This is a genomic window from Cupriavidus sp. 01L415 (genome assembly GCF_056400065.1).
Window position 1 is genome coordinate 118,336 of the sequence record NZ_JBFTSP010000013.1, and the last position, 14,247, is coordinate 132,582.

Annotated in this window: 16 protein-coding genes; 7 read left to right on the forward strand and 9 right to left on the reverse strand. The window is 67.2% G+C overall.

Annotated elements, in window-relative coordinates:
- The first annotated feature begins 104 nt into the window (after positions 1–104).
- The 3 genes from AC1DOX_RS19195 to AC1DOX_RS19205 all read left to right on the forward strand — a co-directional run bounded on the left by AC1DOX_RS19195 (position 105) and on the right by AC1DOX_RS19205 (position 2,923).
- On the forward strand, positions 105–1,580 hold the full coding sequence (locus tag AC1DOX_RS19195; RefSeq protein ID WP_441619572.1) for a chloride channel protein: 1,476 nt from the start codon (positions 105–107) through the stop codon (positions 1,578–1,580).
- Positions 1,581–1,756: 176 nt separating this feature from the next.
- Positions 1,757–2,065 carry a hypothetical protein gene (locus tag AC1DOX_RS19200; RefSeq protein ID WP_441619574.1) on the forward strand — a complete coding sequence of 103 codons (309 nt, stop codon included), beginning with the start codon at positions 1,757–1,759 and terminating at the stop codon, positions 2,063–2,065.
- Positions 2,066–2,149: 84 nt separating this feature from the next.
- Complete coding sequence (locus AC1DOX_RS19205; protein WP_441619576.1) at positions 2,150–2,923, forward strand: hypothetical protein; 774 nt, start codon at positions 2,150–2,152, stop codon at positions 2,921–2,923.
- 193 nt (positions 2,924–3,116) lie between these two features.
- Here the strand turns inward: AC1DOX_RS19205 and dapB are convergent, their stop codons facing one another.
- Together dapB and AC1DOX_RS19215 are read right to left on the reverse strand one after the other, a co-directional pair.
- Positions 3,117–3,926, reverse strand: coding sequence for a 4-hydroxy-tetrahydrodipicolinate reductase (gene dapB, locus AC1DOX_RS19210; protein ID WP_441619578.1), 810 nt, complete (start codon positions 3,924–3,926; stop codon positions 3,117–3,119).
- A 43-nt stretch (positions 3,927–3,969) separates the two neighbouring features.
- The gene (locus tag AC1DOX_RS19215; protein WP_441619644.1) at positions 3,970–4,419 is read right to left on the reverse strand and encodes an Lrp/AsnC family transcriptional regulator; all 450 of its coding nucleotides are present in this window, start codon (positions 4,417–4,419) and stop codon (positions 3,970–3,972) included.
- A gap of 139 nt (positions 4,420–4,558) precedes the next feature.
- On the opposite strand from AC1DOX_RS19215, the gene AC1DOX_RS19220 reads away from it, so the two are divergent.
- The 3 genes from AC1DOX_RS19220 (at position 4,559) to AC1DOX_RS19230 (ending at position 7,699) form a co-directional block, all read left to right on the forward strand.
- Positions 4,559–5,749, forward strand: a complete 1,191-nt coding sequence (locus AC1DOX_RS19220) for a saccharopine dehydrogenase family protein (RefSeq protein WP_441619580.1) — start codon at positions 4,559–4,561, stop codon at positions 5,747–5,749.
- Positions 5,746–7,269, forward strand: coding sequence for an L-piperidine-6-carboxylate dehydrogenase (gene amaB, locus AC1DOX_RS19225; RefSeq protein WP_477101487.1), 1,524 nt, complete (start codon positions 5,746–5,748; stop codon positions 7,267–7,269). Before AC1DOX_RS19220 ends, amaB begins: the two co-directional genes overlap by 4 nt.
- 208 nt (positions 7,270–7,477) lie before the next feature.
- Positions 7,478–7,699, forward strand: a complete 222-nt coding sequence (locus AC1DOX_RS19230; protein ID WP_441619584.1) for a hypothetical protein — start codon at positions 7,478–7,480, stop codon at positions 7,697–7,699.
- Positions 7,700–7,758: 59 nt separating this feature from the next.
- Here AC1DOX_RS19230 and AC1DOX_RS19235 read toward each other — a convergent pair whose 3' ends face one another.
- The 6 genes from AC1DOX_RS19235 to hemA form a co-directional block, all read right to left on the reverse strand.
- Positions 7,759–8,382, reverse strand: a complete 624-nt coding sequence (locus AC1DOX_RS19235; protein ID WP_441619586.1) for a UbiX family flavin prenyltransferase — start codon at positions 8,380–8,382, stop codon at positions 7,759–7,761.
- Between the two features lie 8 nt (positions 8,383–8,390).
- Positions 8,391–8,702, reverse strand: coding sequence for a Grx4 family monothiol glutaredoxin (gene grxD / locus AC1DOX_RS19240; protein WP_092141055.1), 312 nt, complete (start codon positions 8,700–8,702; stop codon positions 8,391–8,393).
- Positions 8,703–8,828: 126 nt separating this feature from the next.
- Positions 8,829–9,710 (reverse strand): peptide chain release factor N(5)-glutamine methyltransferase, encoded by an 882-nt coding sequence (prmC, locus tag AC1DOX_RS19245; RefSeq protein ID WP_441619588.1) that lies wholly within the window; start codon positions 9,708–9,710, stop codon positions 8,829–8,831.
- A 144-nt stretch (positions 9,711–9,854) separates the two neighbouring features.
- Positions 9,855–10,181, reverse strand: a complete 327-nt coding sequence (locus tag AC1DOX_RS19250) for a hypothetical protein (protein ID WP_092141051.1) — start codon at positions 10,179–10,181, stop codon at positions 9,855–9,857.
- Positions 10,182–10,430: 249 nt separating this feature from the next.
- Positions 10,431–11,513 (reverse strand): peptide chain release factor 1, encoded by a 1,083-nt coding sequence (gene prfA / locus AC1DOX_RS19255; protein ID WP_092141049.1) that lies wholly within the window; start codon positions 11,511–11,513, stop codon positions 10,431–10,433.
- A 126-nt stretch (positions 11,514–11,639) separates the two neighbouring features.
- Complete coding sequence (gene hemA / locus AC1DOX_RS19260) at positions 11,640–12,944, reverse strand: glutamyl-tRNA reductase (protein WP_092141270.1); 1,305 nt, start codon at positions 12,942–12,944, stop codon at positions 11,640–11,642.
- Between the two features lie 157 nt (positions 12,945–13,101).
- On the opposite strand from hemA, the gene AC1DOX_RS19265 reads away from it, so the two are divergent.
- Positions 13,102–13,344, forward strand: coding sequence for a hypothetical protein (locus tag AC1DOX_RS19265; RefSeq protein ID WP_092141267.1), 243 nt, complete (start codon positions 13,102–13,104; stop codon positions 13,342–13,344).
- Positions 13,345–13,404: 60 nt separating this feature from the next.
- Here AC1DOX_RS19265 and AC1DOX_RS19270 read toward each other — a convergent pair whose 3' ends face one another.
- Entirely contained in the window at positions 13,405–14,172 is a 768-nt protein-coding gene (locus AC1DOX_RS19270) for a 5'-methylthioadenosine/adenosylhomocysteine nucleosidase (RefSeq protein WP_441619591.1), read from the reverse strand.
- Positions 14,173–14,247 lie beyond the last annotated feature (75 nt).

Genomic DNA, 14,247 nt, shown 5'->3' on the forward strand with positions numbered 1-14,247 from the left:
ATGAGTCGGATCCAACGCGTACGTCGGATGCATCGGATCCACCGGATCGCACCACTGCCTCCGCCTCGCCTCCCGATTCCGCACCCGATTCCGCTCCCGGTTCGATGCCGGGGTCGAGCGCTTCGATCCCCGGGCCGACGCCCGCTTCGCCGGCCGCCTCACCCCCAGAATCCGCCCCCGGTCTCCCCCTCGATGACAAGCCCAGCGGGGCGCGCCGGCTGCGACAGCAAGCCGCGCGCGCCGCACAACGCAAGACGCGGCAGGTCGGCCGGATATCGCGCACGTCGCTGCGTTACGCGGTGTTCATGTGCGGCGCCGGCTGTGTGGCGCTGTTTTCGATTCTCTTCGCCTATATCGCCGAACTGGCATTGCGCTGGAACGGACGACTGACTTCGGCCACGCCGTGGCTGGCGTTTGTGATGCTGCCGTTCGGGCTTGCCGCGCTGCGCTGGCTCACCATCCGGCTGGCGCCGCAGGCGCGCGGCAGCGGCATTCCGCAAGTGATCGCCGCCGTCACGCTGCCGCCGAACGGCGTCGCGCAGAATGTGCTCGTGTCGTTCCGGCAGTCGATGTGGAAGGTGTTGCTGACGACCGGGGCGCTACTCGCCGGTGCCTCGGTCGGCCGTGAAGGACCGTCCGTGCAGGTGGGGGCCGCGGCCATGCTCGCCTGGGGCCGGTGGTGCCAGGAAAAGCTCCGGTTCCGCATTGGCTTTCACCCCAACGCGCTGATCGCCGCCGGCGCCGCGGGCGGCCTGGCGGCGGCGTTCAACACGCCGCTGGCGGGGGTGGTGTTCGCCATCGAGGAACTCGGGCGCGGCACGGCCGTACGCTGGGACAGGCTGGTGCTATCTGGCGTGCTGACCGCGGGTTTCCTGTCGCTGGCCGTGTTCGGCAACAACCCGTATTTTCACGTCGAGGTGCCGATGCTGGTCCTCCACGAGGCGTGGGGGCCGGTGCTCCTGTGCGCGGCGGTCAACGGCGTCTTCGGTGGGTTGTTCGCCAAGGTACTGGTCGGTGGCGTGCCGGGCCTGCTTCCCGTGAAATGGCGGGGATGGCCCGCGGCGCATCCGATCTGGGTCGCCTTTGGCTGCGGACTGATCGTCGCGATCCTGGGCTGGGCGACGGCGGGCGCGACCTTCGGCACGGGCTACGAGCAAGCCGCCGGCCTGATCAATGGCGAACCCCACAGCACCTTGTGGTTCGGGTTTGCCAAGCTGGTGGCCACGGTGGTGTCGTACTTCGCTGGCATCCCCGGCGGTATCTTCACGCCGGCGGTGGCGATTGGCGCGGGCATCGGCGAGACCGTCGCGCATTTTCTTCCAGGCATCACGGAGCCGCGCGTGCTGGCGCTGGTGTCGATGGCGGCCTTCCTGGCCGCGGCGACGCAGGCACCGATCACGGCCAGCGTGATCGTCATGGAGATGACCCGCACGCAGGATCTGACGGTGTATCTGTTGGCGGCATCGCTGCTGGCGTCGTTCCTGTCGCGCCAGTTCAACCCGCATCCGTTCTATCACCACATGGCCCACGGGTTCCGTCGCGAGGCCGTGGCGATCAGCCGCAAGGGGGTGTCCGGCTGAGTGTGTGGGATTCACCTCACCAACCGGTAGCATGCCGGTAGCGCATGGAGCGTCTTTGTCTTAACATGTGCCGCGCACGGATCGCCGGCAACAGACCGGTCGGCCGTGCAGTGTTCCGGCGGCACATCTGACTCGCCGGTTTTGCGCATCGCAGGACTTCGGGAGGGGAGTACAGGATGGCCACGCAACGACCGGCCGGCACACGCCAGGCCAAGGCGCCCACAAACAAGCCAGTCAAGGCGCCAATCCAGAGGCCGGCCGCGACGCCTGCCAAGGACAGGGCGCCGCTACGGGACCTGGGGGCAGATACGACGATCTGGCACACGCGCGGGCTGCAGACCAATTCCCGCATGCGCATCCCGCTGGTGCAGCGCACGCCGCCGCGCCAGTTGCCGCCGAGCGCCGTGCCACGCCTGATCCTGTGGGCCGTGCTCCTGGGCGCCGCGCTGGTGCTCTATCATTTCGGGAAGCAAATGCTTCGCTAGGCACCTGGCGCCACCCGGCAGGGCGCGGCAGGAACCCCTGGCCCGAGGCGGGCTCCAATCGGGAGCCGTTTTCAGGAGTGTGTTTTGAGATTTCCTTTTGCCGGGCTGGCTGCGGCCAGCCTGCTGGCGACGTCTGTCGCCCTTGCTGCACCCGCTTCCGCACCCGCATCTGCACCCGCGGCCGCCGCGCCGCAACCCGCCGCCGCAACAAACACCGCCACCGCTGCCACCGCCGATACCGGTGCCCTGGCGCCTGTGCTCGACACGCTCGTCATCGGCAGTCCGCTGCCTGCGCTGCCCGATTGTGCCGACCATCGCACACCCGACGGGCGAGATGTGACCGCGTTCTGCGTGGAATTGCGCGGCGATGGCGTGATGCGCCAGGTCGGCGTGCCGCGCGACAAGCGCCCCGCGTTCATGGACGGCCCGAAGCTGCTGGCGCTTGTCGATGGCAACGCGCTGGTTGGCGTGATGGTGCCGACGGACGGCATCCGCTCGCAGGACGCTGCGGTACGGGCGCTGAGCACGCGCTTTGGCAAGCCGTTCCGCCAGGAACAGGTCGACATGAAGGACAAGGCGGGCAAGCCCGTCAAGAGCGTTCACGCGGGCTGGATGCAGCGTCCGCTGACCGTGGAGCTCTACGCGATTCCTGAAGATCCGAACGAAGGGACGATCGAATTGCTGCTGCCGCAGGCGCGCGCGCTGATGGCGAATCGCGATGCGGAGGTGGAGAAGTCGCTCGCGCCGCCGGCGTCGGGCGCGGCAGCGAAGAAGCCGGAGAAGACTGAGAAGTCGGAAAAATCGGAAAAGTCGGACAAGAAGGCGCCGGCGAAGCCGGTCAACCCGGGTAGCTGGTAAGCCCGGGCGGAGGGCCGGGGAGACTGCTCCGCGAAAGGCCTTTCGGAGGATTTTCGATAAGGGCCGAAGCCGCCGGACTGCCGGGAAAGCCTCCCGTCGTGAACGTACCCCAGAAGTTGGACACCTGTTCAACCTTTGGGGTGTCTTTCATGGCGGGAGGCTTTCTTATTCATGGCAGGCGGCAACGCCGGCGTCAGAGTCCTTCCATCACCTTGTCCAGCCCTCGCACCACGCCGCGCAAGGTGTGGACCTTGCGGATGGCCAGCAGCGCGCCGGACACGTAGGGCTTGGACCCGTCCCCGGCCTGGTGCTTCAGGTGCAGGCGCTGGCCGTCCGCGCCAAAGATCACCTCCACCCCCAGCTGGTATCCCGGCAGCCGCACCGCGTGCACCTGCGTGCCGGAGATCGTCGCACCGCGCGTCTCCCTCGGGCCGCTGACCTGGTCCACCGGCACCGCCTGCGCGGCGGCCTTCACCTGGCCAAGCCGGAACGCCAGCTCACGCACCGTGCCCGACGGCACATCGACCTTGCCCGCCTTGGCGTAGTCGATGATTTCCCAATGATCGAGGTGCCGCGCCGCCATTTCCGCGAATTTCTGCAACAGCACCACGGTAATGGCGAAGTTGCCGCAGGCCAGCACGCCACGGTCGGCCTTGCGCGCGGCCGCGTCGATCTCCGCATAGTCGTCGTCGGACAGCCCCGACGTACCCACCACCACGTGCGCGCCGTGGGCCAGCGCCTGCAGGATGTTGTGCTTGGCGACGGCCGGCTTGGTGTACTCGACGTAGACGTCGTAGGGCGTGGCGCCGAGGGCCTCGATGCTGGCCGCGGCCACGCCGGGTGTATCGGCATGGCCGGTCAGTTGCGACAGGGGCTGTCCCGCCGCGCCGCGCGACAGGCCGGCCACCAGGGTCATGTCGGGGGCGTGGGCCACGCCGCGCGCCAGTTCGCCGCCGGCCCAGCCGGTGACGCCGCCAACGGCGACGCGAATGCCAGTGCTCATCGTCTTCTCCTGATTCGGTTTGAAAGCGATCAAGGATAGCGCGCTAGCCGGCCGCGCGCCGGCGGTCGATCTTGCGGGCGAGCACGATCGACGTCGTGGTGTGGTTCACGCCATCCAGCATGCCGATTTCGTCCAGCAACTTGTCCAGCCGCGCGTGGGTGTCGCAGCGGATCACGGCCATATAGTCCACCGGGCCGCTGACGGAGTTCAGCTCTTCCACCTCCGGCAGGCGCTGCAGCGCGCGGACCACGGCCGGCGCGGCCTTGGGCTGTACGGACAGGCCGCAGAACGCGAGGATCGCGTTGTCCTCCATCTGGCTGCCCATGCGCACGCCATACCCGGCGATCACGCCGGTTTTCTCAAGCCGGGCGATCCGCGCCACGACCGTCGTGCGGGCGATGCCGAGCACGCGGGCGAGGTTGGCCGCGCTCTCGCGCGCGTTGCCCTGCAGCAGCGACAGCAGGTGCCGGTCGATCTGGTCGAGGTCCGCCATGGCAGTCTGACGTTTCGTCACAAAGGATGGTCGATGCGTCGGATTATGCCGGGCTTTCGTCAATCTTGCGGCTGTAAAACGTGCGCGGCGCTGCCCATACTTCAGTCACGCGTTTTCATGCTTTTCGACGGAGTCAGCCATGCAGCCATCCACCCTTGGTCCCGCCACCCGGGACATGACCAAAGCCCCCCGCCCGCTTTCCGTGGTGGTCCTCGGCGCCGGCAAGATCGGCCGCGTCATCGCCGCCATGCTGGACCAATCCGGCGACTACCGCGTCTGCCTGGTCGATCACGACGCGCACCGGCTGGATGGCTTGCCGCGCACCATCGCCGTGCGTGCCGGCGACCCCACCGAGCCCGGCACCTGCGCCGCACTGCTGGCCGGTGCCGACGCGGTGCTCAACGCGCTGCCGTTCCACGCGGCCGTCAGCGTCGCCACCGTGGCGGCGCGGCTGGGCGTGCACTACTTCGACCTGACCGAGGACGTGGCCGCAACGCATGCCATCCGCCAGCTTGGCCAGGGCGCGCGCTCGGTCCTGATGCCGCAGTGCGGGCTGGCGCCGGGGTTTATCGGCGTGGTCGGTCATGACCTGGCCCAGCGGTTCCTGCGGGGCGGCGGCGACCTGTTCGACCTGCGCATGCGCGTGGGTGCGCTGCCGCGCTATCCCAGCAACGCGCTCAAGTACAACCTGACCTGGAGCACGGAAGGCCTGATCAACGAGTACTGCAACCCCTGCGAGGCCATCGTCGACGGCCGCCGGGTCGAGCTGCCCGCGCTGGAAGGCCTTGAAACCTTTGCGCTGGACGGGATCGAGTACGAGGCCTTTAATACTTCTGGAGGCCTCGGCACGCTGCCCGATACCCTGGCCGGCCGGGCGCGTCACGTCGACTACAAGTCCATCCGCTATCCCGGCCATTGCGTGCAGATGAAGCTCTTGCTGAACGACCTGCGGTTGCGCGAGCGGCGCGGCTGGCTGCGCGAGATTTTCGAGAACGCCATCCCGATGACGGAACAGGACGTGGTGATCGTATTCGCCAGCGCGACGGGCCATCCGCCCGGCGTGAAGGGCGAAGGCAAGCGCGGGCCGCTCACGCAGGCGTCTTTTTCCGCGCGTATCGGTGGTGTGGACGACCTTGGCGGCGCGGGCCACGCCAATGCCATCCAGCTGACGACGGCGGCCGGCATCTGCACGGCGCTGGACCTCGTGGCCTCCGGCGTGCTGCCTCAGGCAGGCTTTGTCCGGCAGGAGGCCATGCCGCTGGATCGCTTCCTGGCGAACCGGTTCGGCCAGCATTACACCCGGCATCCGTTGCAGGAGACGTCCGCATGAAAGCGCAAGAGATCGCAGCGTGCTGGCAGGCCATGGGCCTGCGGCAACCATGGGAGGCTGGCGGCGCCGGTGGCCCCGGTGCATTGCCCCTGCGCTCGCCGGTCGATGGCGAGGTCTTCGCCCAGTTGCCGGTCTGCACGCCGGCTGACGTCGATGCCCGGATTGCCCGCGCGCACGCCGCGCAGACCATCTGGGCGCTGGCGCCGGCTCCGGCGCGCGGCGAGGTGGTGCGGCGCCTGGGGCTGGCCTTGCGCGAGCACAAGACCGCGCTGGGCCGGCTGGTATCGCTGGAATCCGGCAAGATCCTCCAGGAAGGCCTCGGTGAAGTGCAGGAGATGATTGATATCTGCGATTTCGCCGTGGGACTGTCACGTCAACTGCATGGGCTGACGATCGCATCGGAACGACCCGCGCACGCCATGCGCGAGACCTGGCATCCGTTCGGGCTCTGCGGCGTCATCTCCGCCTTCAATTTCCCGGTGGCGGTATGGGCGTGGAATGCAGCGCTCGCGTTGGTTTGCGGCAATGGCGTGGTGTGGAAGCCCTCGGAGAAGACACCGCTCTGTGCATTGGCGGCGCAGGGTCTGCTGGACCGCGTGCTGGAAACCTCCGCACCGCAATACGCTGGCCTTTGCTGTGTGCTGCCGGGCGGTCGCGCCGTCGGCGCCCAGTTGGTCCAGCATCCGGCGGTGCGACTGATGAGCGCGACGGGTTCCACGCGCATGGGCCGCGAGGTCGGCATGGCCTGCGCCGCGCAGTTCAAGCGCGCGATCCTGGAGCTCGGCGGCAACAACGCGGCCATCGTCGCGCCGTCGGCCAACCTGGAGCTGACCATTCGCGCCATGACATTTGCCGCGGCGGGCACCGCGGGGCAACGCTGCACCACGCTTCGCCGCGCATTCGTCCATGTCGACCTGATCGAAGCCGTGACCAGCCGGTTGCGCCAGGTCTACGCGCGGCTGCCCGTCGGCGATCCGTTGCAGGAGGGCACGCTGATCGGCCCGCTGATCGATGCGGCGGCCGGCGATACGATGGCCAACGCGCTCGCCAGTTGCCGGGCGCAGGGAAACGTTGTCCATGGCGGCGAACGGCTGCTCGGCGACCGCTATCCGCACGCCTGCTATGTGCGGCCCGCGCTGGTGGTGACCGACACCCAGCACGACACGATGCTGACCGAAACCTTCGCGCCGATTCTTTACCTGATGCCCTATACCTCGCTGGACGAAGCCATCGCGCTCAACAACGCGGCGTCGCATGGGCTGTCGTCATGCATCTTCACGGAATCGCTGCGCGAGGCGGAGTGCTTCCTGTCGACTGCGGGCAGCGACTGCGGCATCGCCAACGTCAACATTGGCACGAGCGGGGCGGAGATCGGGGGCGCATTCGGCGGCGAGAAGGCGACGGGCGGCGGGCGCGAATCGGGATCGGATGCGTGGAAGGGCTATATGCGGCGTGCCACCAATACGATCAACTATGGCGACGCCCTGCCGCTGGCGCAGGGGATCCGGTTCGACGTATAGGCTGGCGTGCAGGAGGCGGACCTGCGATGGCACTGGCATGCAGGCTTCCGCCAGGCCATCGCAGGTTGACAACTTACATGCGTGAAGTCGTTGCGAATCGTAACAAGGGTTACAGCGGCTTGACGCTGTATTACCAGACCTACCCGTATAACGTTCTTAAGGGCAGTGCACTGCCGCAGGCAATGCCTGAGACAATAAGGACGATACGATGAAAACAATAGTGATGGGTTTGGCGGTGGCTGGCGCAGCAATGCTGGGCGGCTGCGCGGTGTATCCGACCCCGTATGGCCCGGTCGTGGAGCCGGCGCCCGTTGCCGTGGCGCCGGCGCCGGTCTACTACGGTGGGCCGGCAGTGGTCGTGTCACCGCGGGCGTATTACGGCGGTGGATATTACGGTGGCTACTACGGCCGCCGCTATCGCCACTGGTAATGCGCCGCACGCCGGGCGGCGACGCCTTGTTGCCGCCTGGCTGGTGATTCGTTGTAGCTTCAGTTGCCGCCCTCGGACGCCGCGGCGTTCAGTCCGCCCCAGCTGGGCGCGAGGGTAGCGCCAATCTTAGGCAGGTCGACGAGGTCCAGCACGCGGCCGACCGTGTGGTCGACCAGTTCGGCGATTGTCTGCGGCTTCTGGTAGAAACCCGGCACGGGCGGAAACACGATGCCGCCCATCTCCGTGACGGCCGTCATGTTACGCAGGTGCGCCAGGTTCAACGGCGTTTCGCGCACCATCAGAACCAGTTTGCGCCGCTCCTTAAGCGTGACGTCCGCCGCGCGCGTGATGAGATTGTCGGAAAGACCATGTGCGATGGCCGCCAGCGTACGCATCGAGCACGGCGCCACGACCATGGCATGCGCGCGGAACGATCCGCTGGCGATGGTCGCGCCGATGTCGCGCACGTTGTGGACCACATCGGCCAGCGCTTCCACCTGGGCGCGGCCGATATCGAGTTCGTGCTGCAGGTTCATGACCCCCGCCGGCGAAATCAGCAGGTGGGTCTCCACCCCCGCCACGCCTTGCAGGACCTGCAGGAGCCGGACGCCATAGATGGCGCCGGTAGCGCCCGTGATGGCGACGATCAGCCGTTGCGGCGCGCCGCCTGATGTCACGGGCATGGCCAGCCTCAGGCCTTGAGCAGCGATTGCAGTTCGCCGTTCTGGTACATCTCCATCATGATGTCCGAGCCGCCGATGAACTCGCCGTTCACGTAGAGCTGCGGGATGGTCGGCCAGTTGGCATATGACTTGATGCCCTGGCGGATGGCTTCGTCTTCCAGCACATTGACCGTGGTCGGTGCGTCCACGCCGCAGGCCTTCAGGATCTGGATGGCGCGGCCGGAGAACCCGCACATCGGGAACTGCGCGGTGCCCTTCATGAACAGCACCACGGGGCTGCCCTTCACGATCTGGTCGATCTTCTGCTGTACGTCACTCATGATGAAAGTGTTTCCGGTTGCGCGCGGTGCCGGATCAAGCCGGCGCCGCCATTTGGGGGTGATTCGGGTGCGCGCATCCGCGCACGGGGGACAAGCCAGCAATTTTACCGGAATCGCCGGCCGGCTTCAGGTGGGGTCTTTCTGCGCCGCGGGCAGGCGTCCGCCGCTGCACCGTTCCAGTCCGGCCAGGTCGCGGGCGGTATAGACGTCCTCAAAGCCGGCACGGGTCAGCAGGCTGCGCATGGAAGCGGCCTGATCGTAGCCATGTTCCATCAGCAGCCAGCCGTCCGGCAGCAGCCGCGCGGTTGCGCCGGCCACGATCGCCGCCAGGTCCGACAGGCCGTCTTCGTGGTCCGTCAGGGCGTCGATTGGCTCGAAGCGCAGGTCGCCCTCCGCCAAATGCGGGTCGCCGGCGGCGATGTACGGCGGATTGCTGACGATCAGGTGAAAGCGCACGCCGTCTGGCACGGATTGATACCAATCCGATACCAGGAAGCGGATGTTGTCCGCCTGCAGCGCCCGGGCGTTGTCCTGGGCGACCAGCACGGCGCCGGGGGAGATATCGGTGGCCCAGACCTCGGCATCGGGCCGTTCGCGCGCAATCGTCACGGCCAGGATGCCCGAGCCGGTGCCCATGTCCAGCACGCGCGGGGCGTGCACGTTGGCGATGCGCGCCAGCGAGGCCTCCGCCGCGATTTCGGTGTCCGGCCGCGGGATCAGCACATCCGGCGTCACACGGAAGGTGCGACCGAAGAACTCGCGCTCGCCGAGCAGGTAGGCCATGGGCTCGCCGGCCAGCCGCCGCGCCAGCAGGGTGGCAAACGCATCGCGCTGGGCGGCGGTCAGGTGATCGGTATCGCGCGTAATCAACTGGGTACGGCTGAACCCCGTCACGTGGGACAGCAGCATGCGTGCCTCCAGCGCCGGTAACCCGGCCATGGCTGCCAGGGTCTGGGCTTCACGCAGCGTGGGATCGGGCGGCAGCGCGCCCGGAGGGGTGGAGGACATCGGAATACTTGTTGGGAACCCGGAGGCCGGGTGCAAAAAACCCCGTCGGGCGATCAGCCTGACGGGGCTTTGGCAATGCTTTGCAACTGGCGCCTAGTGTAAGCCGATTCCGGCTGTCGCGGTCGCCCTGATTGCGGCGGGCGATTACTTGTTGACGGCGTCCTTGGCCTTGTCGGCAGTGGTGTTGACGGCGTCGCGCGCGGCTTCCTTGGCGTTGGCCATGGCGTTGCCCGCATCGACCTTGGCCTTGTCGGCGGCGGCGGAGACATCGGCAGCAGCACCACTGGCGGCAGCCTTGGCGGCATCCGCAGCGTTGCTGGCAGCGGCGGCGGCATCGCTGGCGGCGGCCTTGGCCGATTCCGCGGCGCTTTGCATGGCCTTGTCGGCGCTGGAGGCTGCGGGAGCCTCTTCCTTCTTGCTGCAAGCAGCCATGGCAGCGGTGATCATCAACAGCGCGAGCAGTTTTTTCATGATTTCATCCTTGTGTCTGTTTGAGGAGGTCGACATCAGCCCAGACTTCGCGTGTCACCCGATCAGAAAAGTGACGTATCGGGGCGGTCTGGTCGAAATCGATTATAGACACCGCGCTTTTGCCTGCCAGTGCTGTTTCAAGCATTTACCTCAGTTACAAACGCTTGCTGGCGGGTTCAGGTGCCGATGCCTGCACGATCCGGCAATGCCGGTTTGGAGCGTACGTGTGAAATCAGCGGCGACGTCGCTTCAGCCTTCGTCACCGAGGGCCGCCAGTTGATCTGCCTGGTGCTCCGCGGCCAGTGCGGCGACCAGTTCATTCATGTCGCCGTCCATGATCATGTCGATCTTGTAGAGCGTCAGGTTGATACGGTGGTCGGTCACGCGGCCCTGAGGGAAATTGTAGGTGCGGATGCGATCGCTGCGGTCGCCCGAGCCGATCAGGTTGCGGCGCGTGCTGGCCTCCTTGGCCTGCGCGGCACGCAATTGCATGTCCTTGATTCGCGCGGCCAGCACTTTCATCGCCTTGTCCTTGTTGCGGTGCTGGCTGCGGTCGTCCTGGCATTCCACCACGATGCCCGTGGGCAGGTGGGTCAGCCGCACGGCCGAATCGGTCTTGTTGACGTGCTGGCCGCCCGCGCCGGACGCGCGGAACGTGTCGATGCGCAGATCGGAAGGGTTGATCTCGACTTCGCCGACTTCGTCGGCCTCGGGCATCACCGCCACCGTGCAGGCCGAGGTGTGGATACGGCCCTGCGCCTCGGTGGCCGGCACGCGCTGCACGCGATGACCACCCGATTCGAACTTCAGCTTCGAGAAGGCCGCATCCCCGGCGATCCGCACGATCACTTCCTTGTAGCCGCCGAGATCCGACTCGGACTCGCTCATGATCTCCACCTGCCAGCGCTGCCGTTCCGCGTAGCGCGTGTACATGCGCAGCAGGTCCGCGGCGAACAGCGCGCTTTCCTCGCCACCGGTGCCCGCGCGGATTTCCAGCAGCAGGTTGCGGTCGTCGTTGGGATCCTTGGGCAGCAGCAGCGTCTGCAGACTTTGCTCGAGGACTTCGAGCCGATCGCGTGCGGCGCCGATCTCGTCGGCGGCAAAGTCCTTCATCTCGGGATCGTCCAGCAGCGCCTGCGCCGTGGCCAGGTCCTCCTGCGCCTGCCGGTACTGCCCGTATTGCTCCGCCACCGGCGACAACTCGGCGTGTTCGCGGGAGAGCTTGCGGTATTGGTCGATGTTGGCCGTGGCGTTCTCGCGGGCGAGCAGGGCGTTGACTTCATCGAGTCGCTCGGCCAACTGGTCGAGCTTGGAGAGCATGCTGGCTTTCATGGGAATCCGGAATCTGGAGCGGAGGGCGCGGGGCGCGGCGAAGGCCGTCGGGCGAATCGGCAGTGGTTGCCGGCGGGCTGGCGGCAACCCGGCTCGGGCAGCGGCCAGCAAAGTGCGCGAGCGGGGCTAGCGCTCGGAGTGGCTGCTGTGGCGGAACAGGCCCGGAACCAGGCGCAGCAGCGCCTCGCGGTCCTCGCCTTGGGTGTGGTTCAGCGCGTGGGTCGGTCCGTGCAGGAACTTGCGGGTCAGCGCGCCGGAGAGGGCCTCCAGCACCGCTTCGGGGTCGTCCCCGCGCGCCAGCATGCGGCGCGCGCGCTCCAGTTCGGCCTGGCGCATGGCTTCGCCCTGAGACTGGATTTCCCGGATGACTGGCACCACGCTGCGGGTCTCCAGCCAGTGCATGAAGTTCTGCACGCGGGTTTCGATGATGGCTTCGGCCTGCGCCACGGCGGCCTGGCGCATCGCGTTGCCCTCGCGCACGATGCCGCCGAGATCATCCACGGTGTACAGGAAGACATCGTTCAGGCGCGCGACCTCAGGCTCCACGTCACGGGGCACGGCCAGGTCGACCATCATGATCGGGCGGTGCTTGCGACGCTTGACCGCGCGCTCGACGGCGCCCAGGCCGATGATCGGCAGGGAGCTCGCGGTGCAGGACACGACGATGTCGAATTCGTGCAGGCGTTCGCCCAGGTCCTGCAGGCGGATCGCCTGCGTGGTCAGGCCTTGCCCGGCCAGTTGTTCGGCCAGCTTTTCACCGCGCTCCACGGTCCGGTTGGCCACCACGATCTGCCGCGGCATCTGCGCGGCAAAGTGCGTGGCGCAGAGTTCGATCATCTCGCCGGCGCCGATGAACAGCACGCGCTGGGTGGAGATGCTCTCGAAAATGCGCTGGGCCAGGCGGACGGCCGCGGCGGCCATCGAGACGGAATGTGCGCCGATCTCGGTCTGGCCGCGGACTTCCTTGGCCACCGCGAACGTGCGCTGGAACAACTGGTTCAGGTACGTGCCCAGCGCGCCGGCTTCTCCGGCGGTACGCACGGCATCCTTGAGTTGCCCGAGGATCTGGGTTTCGCCCAGCACCATCGAATCGAGGCCGCTGGCCACGCGGAAGGCATGGCGGACGGCCTCGGATTGGGGCAGGGCGTACAAATGCGGCGCCAACTCACCTGCGGGCACGTTGTGGTGCTGTGCGAGCCAGCGCAGCGTGTGCTCGAAACCATCCGTGCCTGGCTGCAGCACGTCGGTGGCGCAGTAGATTTCCGTACGGTTGCAGGTGGAAAGAATGGCGGCTTCAGTGCCACTGCGGCCCGCCAGGTGGGTGCGCAGGGCGCCCAGGGCCGGTTTGATCTGCTCAAGCGGAAACGCCACCCGCTCGCGTAGCGAGACAGGTGCCGTTGTGTGATTGATGCCGATCGCGAGCAGTTGCATTTGTGGGGATTCGTTGCCATCCGGGATGCTGCCGGAAGCGATGGCCATTATACCGCCGGGCTGCAAAGTTGCAGGCAACTGGGGTGTTTTGTTCCAGCTGCAGTATTGTTACGCGGCTGGCCGCGGCATTGTGGCTGGAAAGACACAGGAGGTGCCGATGTTGGGCTTGGTGGTGGTAGGGGCAATCGTTGGACTGGCAGGGCGCCAGTTCCATCCGGGCGGGCGGGTTGTCAGCCTGCCAGCCGCGCTGGTGCTGGGCGTGCTGGGGGCGCTGGCCATGTTCTATGGTGGCCGGGCGGCGCGATTATTCACGGATGGACAACTGACTGGATGGGCAGCGGCCATCGCGGGCGCGGCCGTGCTGGTCGGCGTCTGGGGCGTGGTCCGGCCTCGCCGGTAACGACTGAACAGACGAAATTGTTGCGAATTGGCTACCACCTCCGGTGGTCGCCGAACGACGTCAGGCGCGGGCGTCCAGGAAGCGTCGCAGGATTGCGCTGGAATAGTGGCTGGCGACATCCCTCAGAAATGCCGAAAAATCCACATGGGCGGAATCGTCGGCACGGTCGGAAATCGTCCGCATCAGCGCGTAGGGGACACCATATTCAAAGCAGATCTGGGCCAGCGCGGCGCCTTCCATCTCCACCGCCTGTAGTCCGGGCAGGCGCGCGCATAACTCGGCCACGGCCTGTGGCGCGTTGATGAACTGGTCGCCGCTGGCGACCATGCCCACGTGCAGCCGGGGCTGGGCCACCCCAAAGCGTGCCAGCACGCCGTCGGGCACTTCCGTGGCCAGGTCCTGGCGCAGAAAGTCGTCCGCCGCCTTGCGCAGTGCGGCGGTCAGTCCGGGGTCTGCCGGAAATTCGGTCCGATCCAGCAGCGGTACCTCGTGGCGCGGGAAAAGCGGTCGCGCATCCATGTCGTGCTGGATCGCCCGGTCGGCAACGACGATGTCACCGACCCGTACCTCGCTGCCCACGCCGCCGGCGAGCCCGGTGAACACGATTTCGTCCACGCCGAATTCCCGGATCAGCGTCACTGTGGTGGCCGCCGCCGCCACCTTGCCCACGCGCGCCAGTACCAGCACCACGGGCTGGCCGTGCAGGGTGCCGACGTGGTAGTCGCGCATGCCGATCGTGCGCACGGTCGCGCGCGCATCTTCATGCCGCATGGCGGCGATCAACCCATCGACTTCATCGTGGAGGGCGGCAAGGATGCCCAGTGTCATGACGCAATTGCCCAGGTGGCTTAGAGGAAGCGCAAGCATACCGGCGGCCGGGAGACTGCGGAAGGGACCACGGCA

Bases quoted from the DNA above. Each gene is read 5' to 3' on its own strand.
- AC1DOX_RS19195 (WP_441619572.1), top strand. From the start codon at position 105: ATGCCGGGGTCGAGCGCTTCGATCCCCGGGCCGACGCCCGCTTCGCCG.
- AC1DOX_RS19200 (WP_441619574.1), top strand. From the start codon at position 1,757: ATGGCCACGCAACGACCGGCCGGCACACGCCAGGCCAAGGCGCCCACA.
- dapB (WP_441619578.1), bottom strand. From the start codon at position 3,926: ATGAGCACTGGCATTCGCGTCGCCGTTGGCGGCGTCACCGGCTGGGCC.
- AC1DOX_RS19215 (WP_441619644.1), bottom strand. From the start codon at position 4,419: ATGGCGGACCTCGACCAGATCGACCGGCACCTGCTGTCGCTGCTGCAG.
- AC1DOX_RS19220 (WP_441619580.1), top strand. From the start codon at position 4,559: ATGCAGCCATCCACCCTTGGTCCCGCCACCCGGGACATGACCAAAGCC.
- amaB (WP_477101487.1), top strand. From the start codon at position 5,746: ATGAAAGCGCAAGAGATCGCAGCGTGCTGGCAGGCCATGGGCCTGCGG.
- AC1DOX_RS19230 (WP_441619584.1), top strand. From the start codon at position 7,478: ATGAAAACAATAGTGATGGGTTTGGCGGTGGCTGGCGCAGCAATGCTG.
- AC1DOX_RS19235 (WP_441619586.1), bottom strand. From the start codon at position 8,382: ATGCCCGTGACATCAGGCGGCGCGCCGCAACGGCTGATCGTCGCCATC.
- grxD (WP_092141055.1), bottom strand. From the start codon at position 8,702: ATGAGTGACGTACAGCAGAAGATCGACCAGATCGTGAAGGGCAGCCCC.
- prmC (WP_441619588.1), bottom strand. From the start codon at position 9,710: ATGTCCTCCACCCCTCCGGGCGCGCTGCCGCCCGATCCCACGCTGCGT.
- AC1DOX_RS19250 (WP_092141051.1), bottom strand. From the start codon at position 10,181: ATGAAAAAACTGCTCGCGCTGTTGATGATCACCGCTGCCATGGCTGCT.
- prfA (WP_092141049.1), bottom strand. From the start codon at position 11,513: ATGAAAGCCAGCATGCTCTCCAAGCTCGACCAGTTGGCCGAGCGACTC.
- hemA (WP_092141270.1), bottom strand. From the start codon at position 12,944: ATGCAACTGCTCGCGATCGGCATCAATCACACAACGGCACCTGTCTCG.
- AC1DOX_RS19265 (WP_092141267.1), top strand. From the start codon at position 13,102: ATGTTGGGCTTGGTGGTGGTAGGGGCAATCGTTGGACTGGCAGGGCGC.
- AC1DOX_RS19270 (WP_441619591.1), bottom strand. From the start codon at position 14,172: ATGACACTGGGCATCCTTGCCGCCCTCCACGATGAAGTCGATGGGTTG.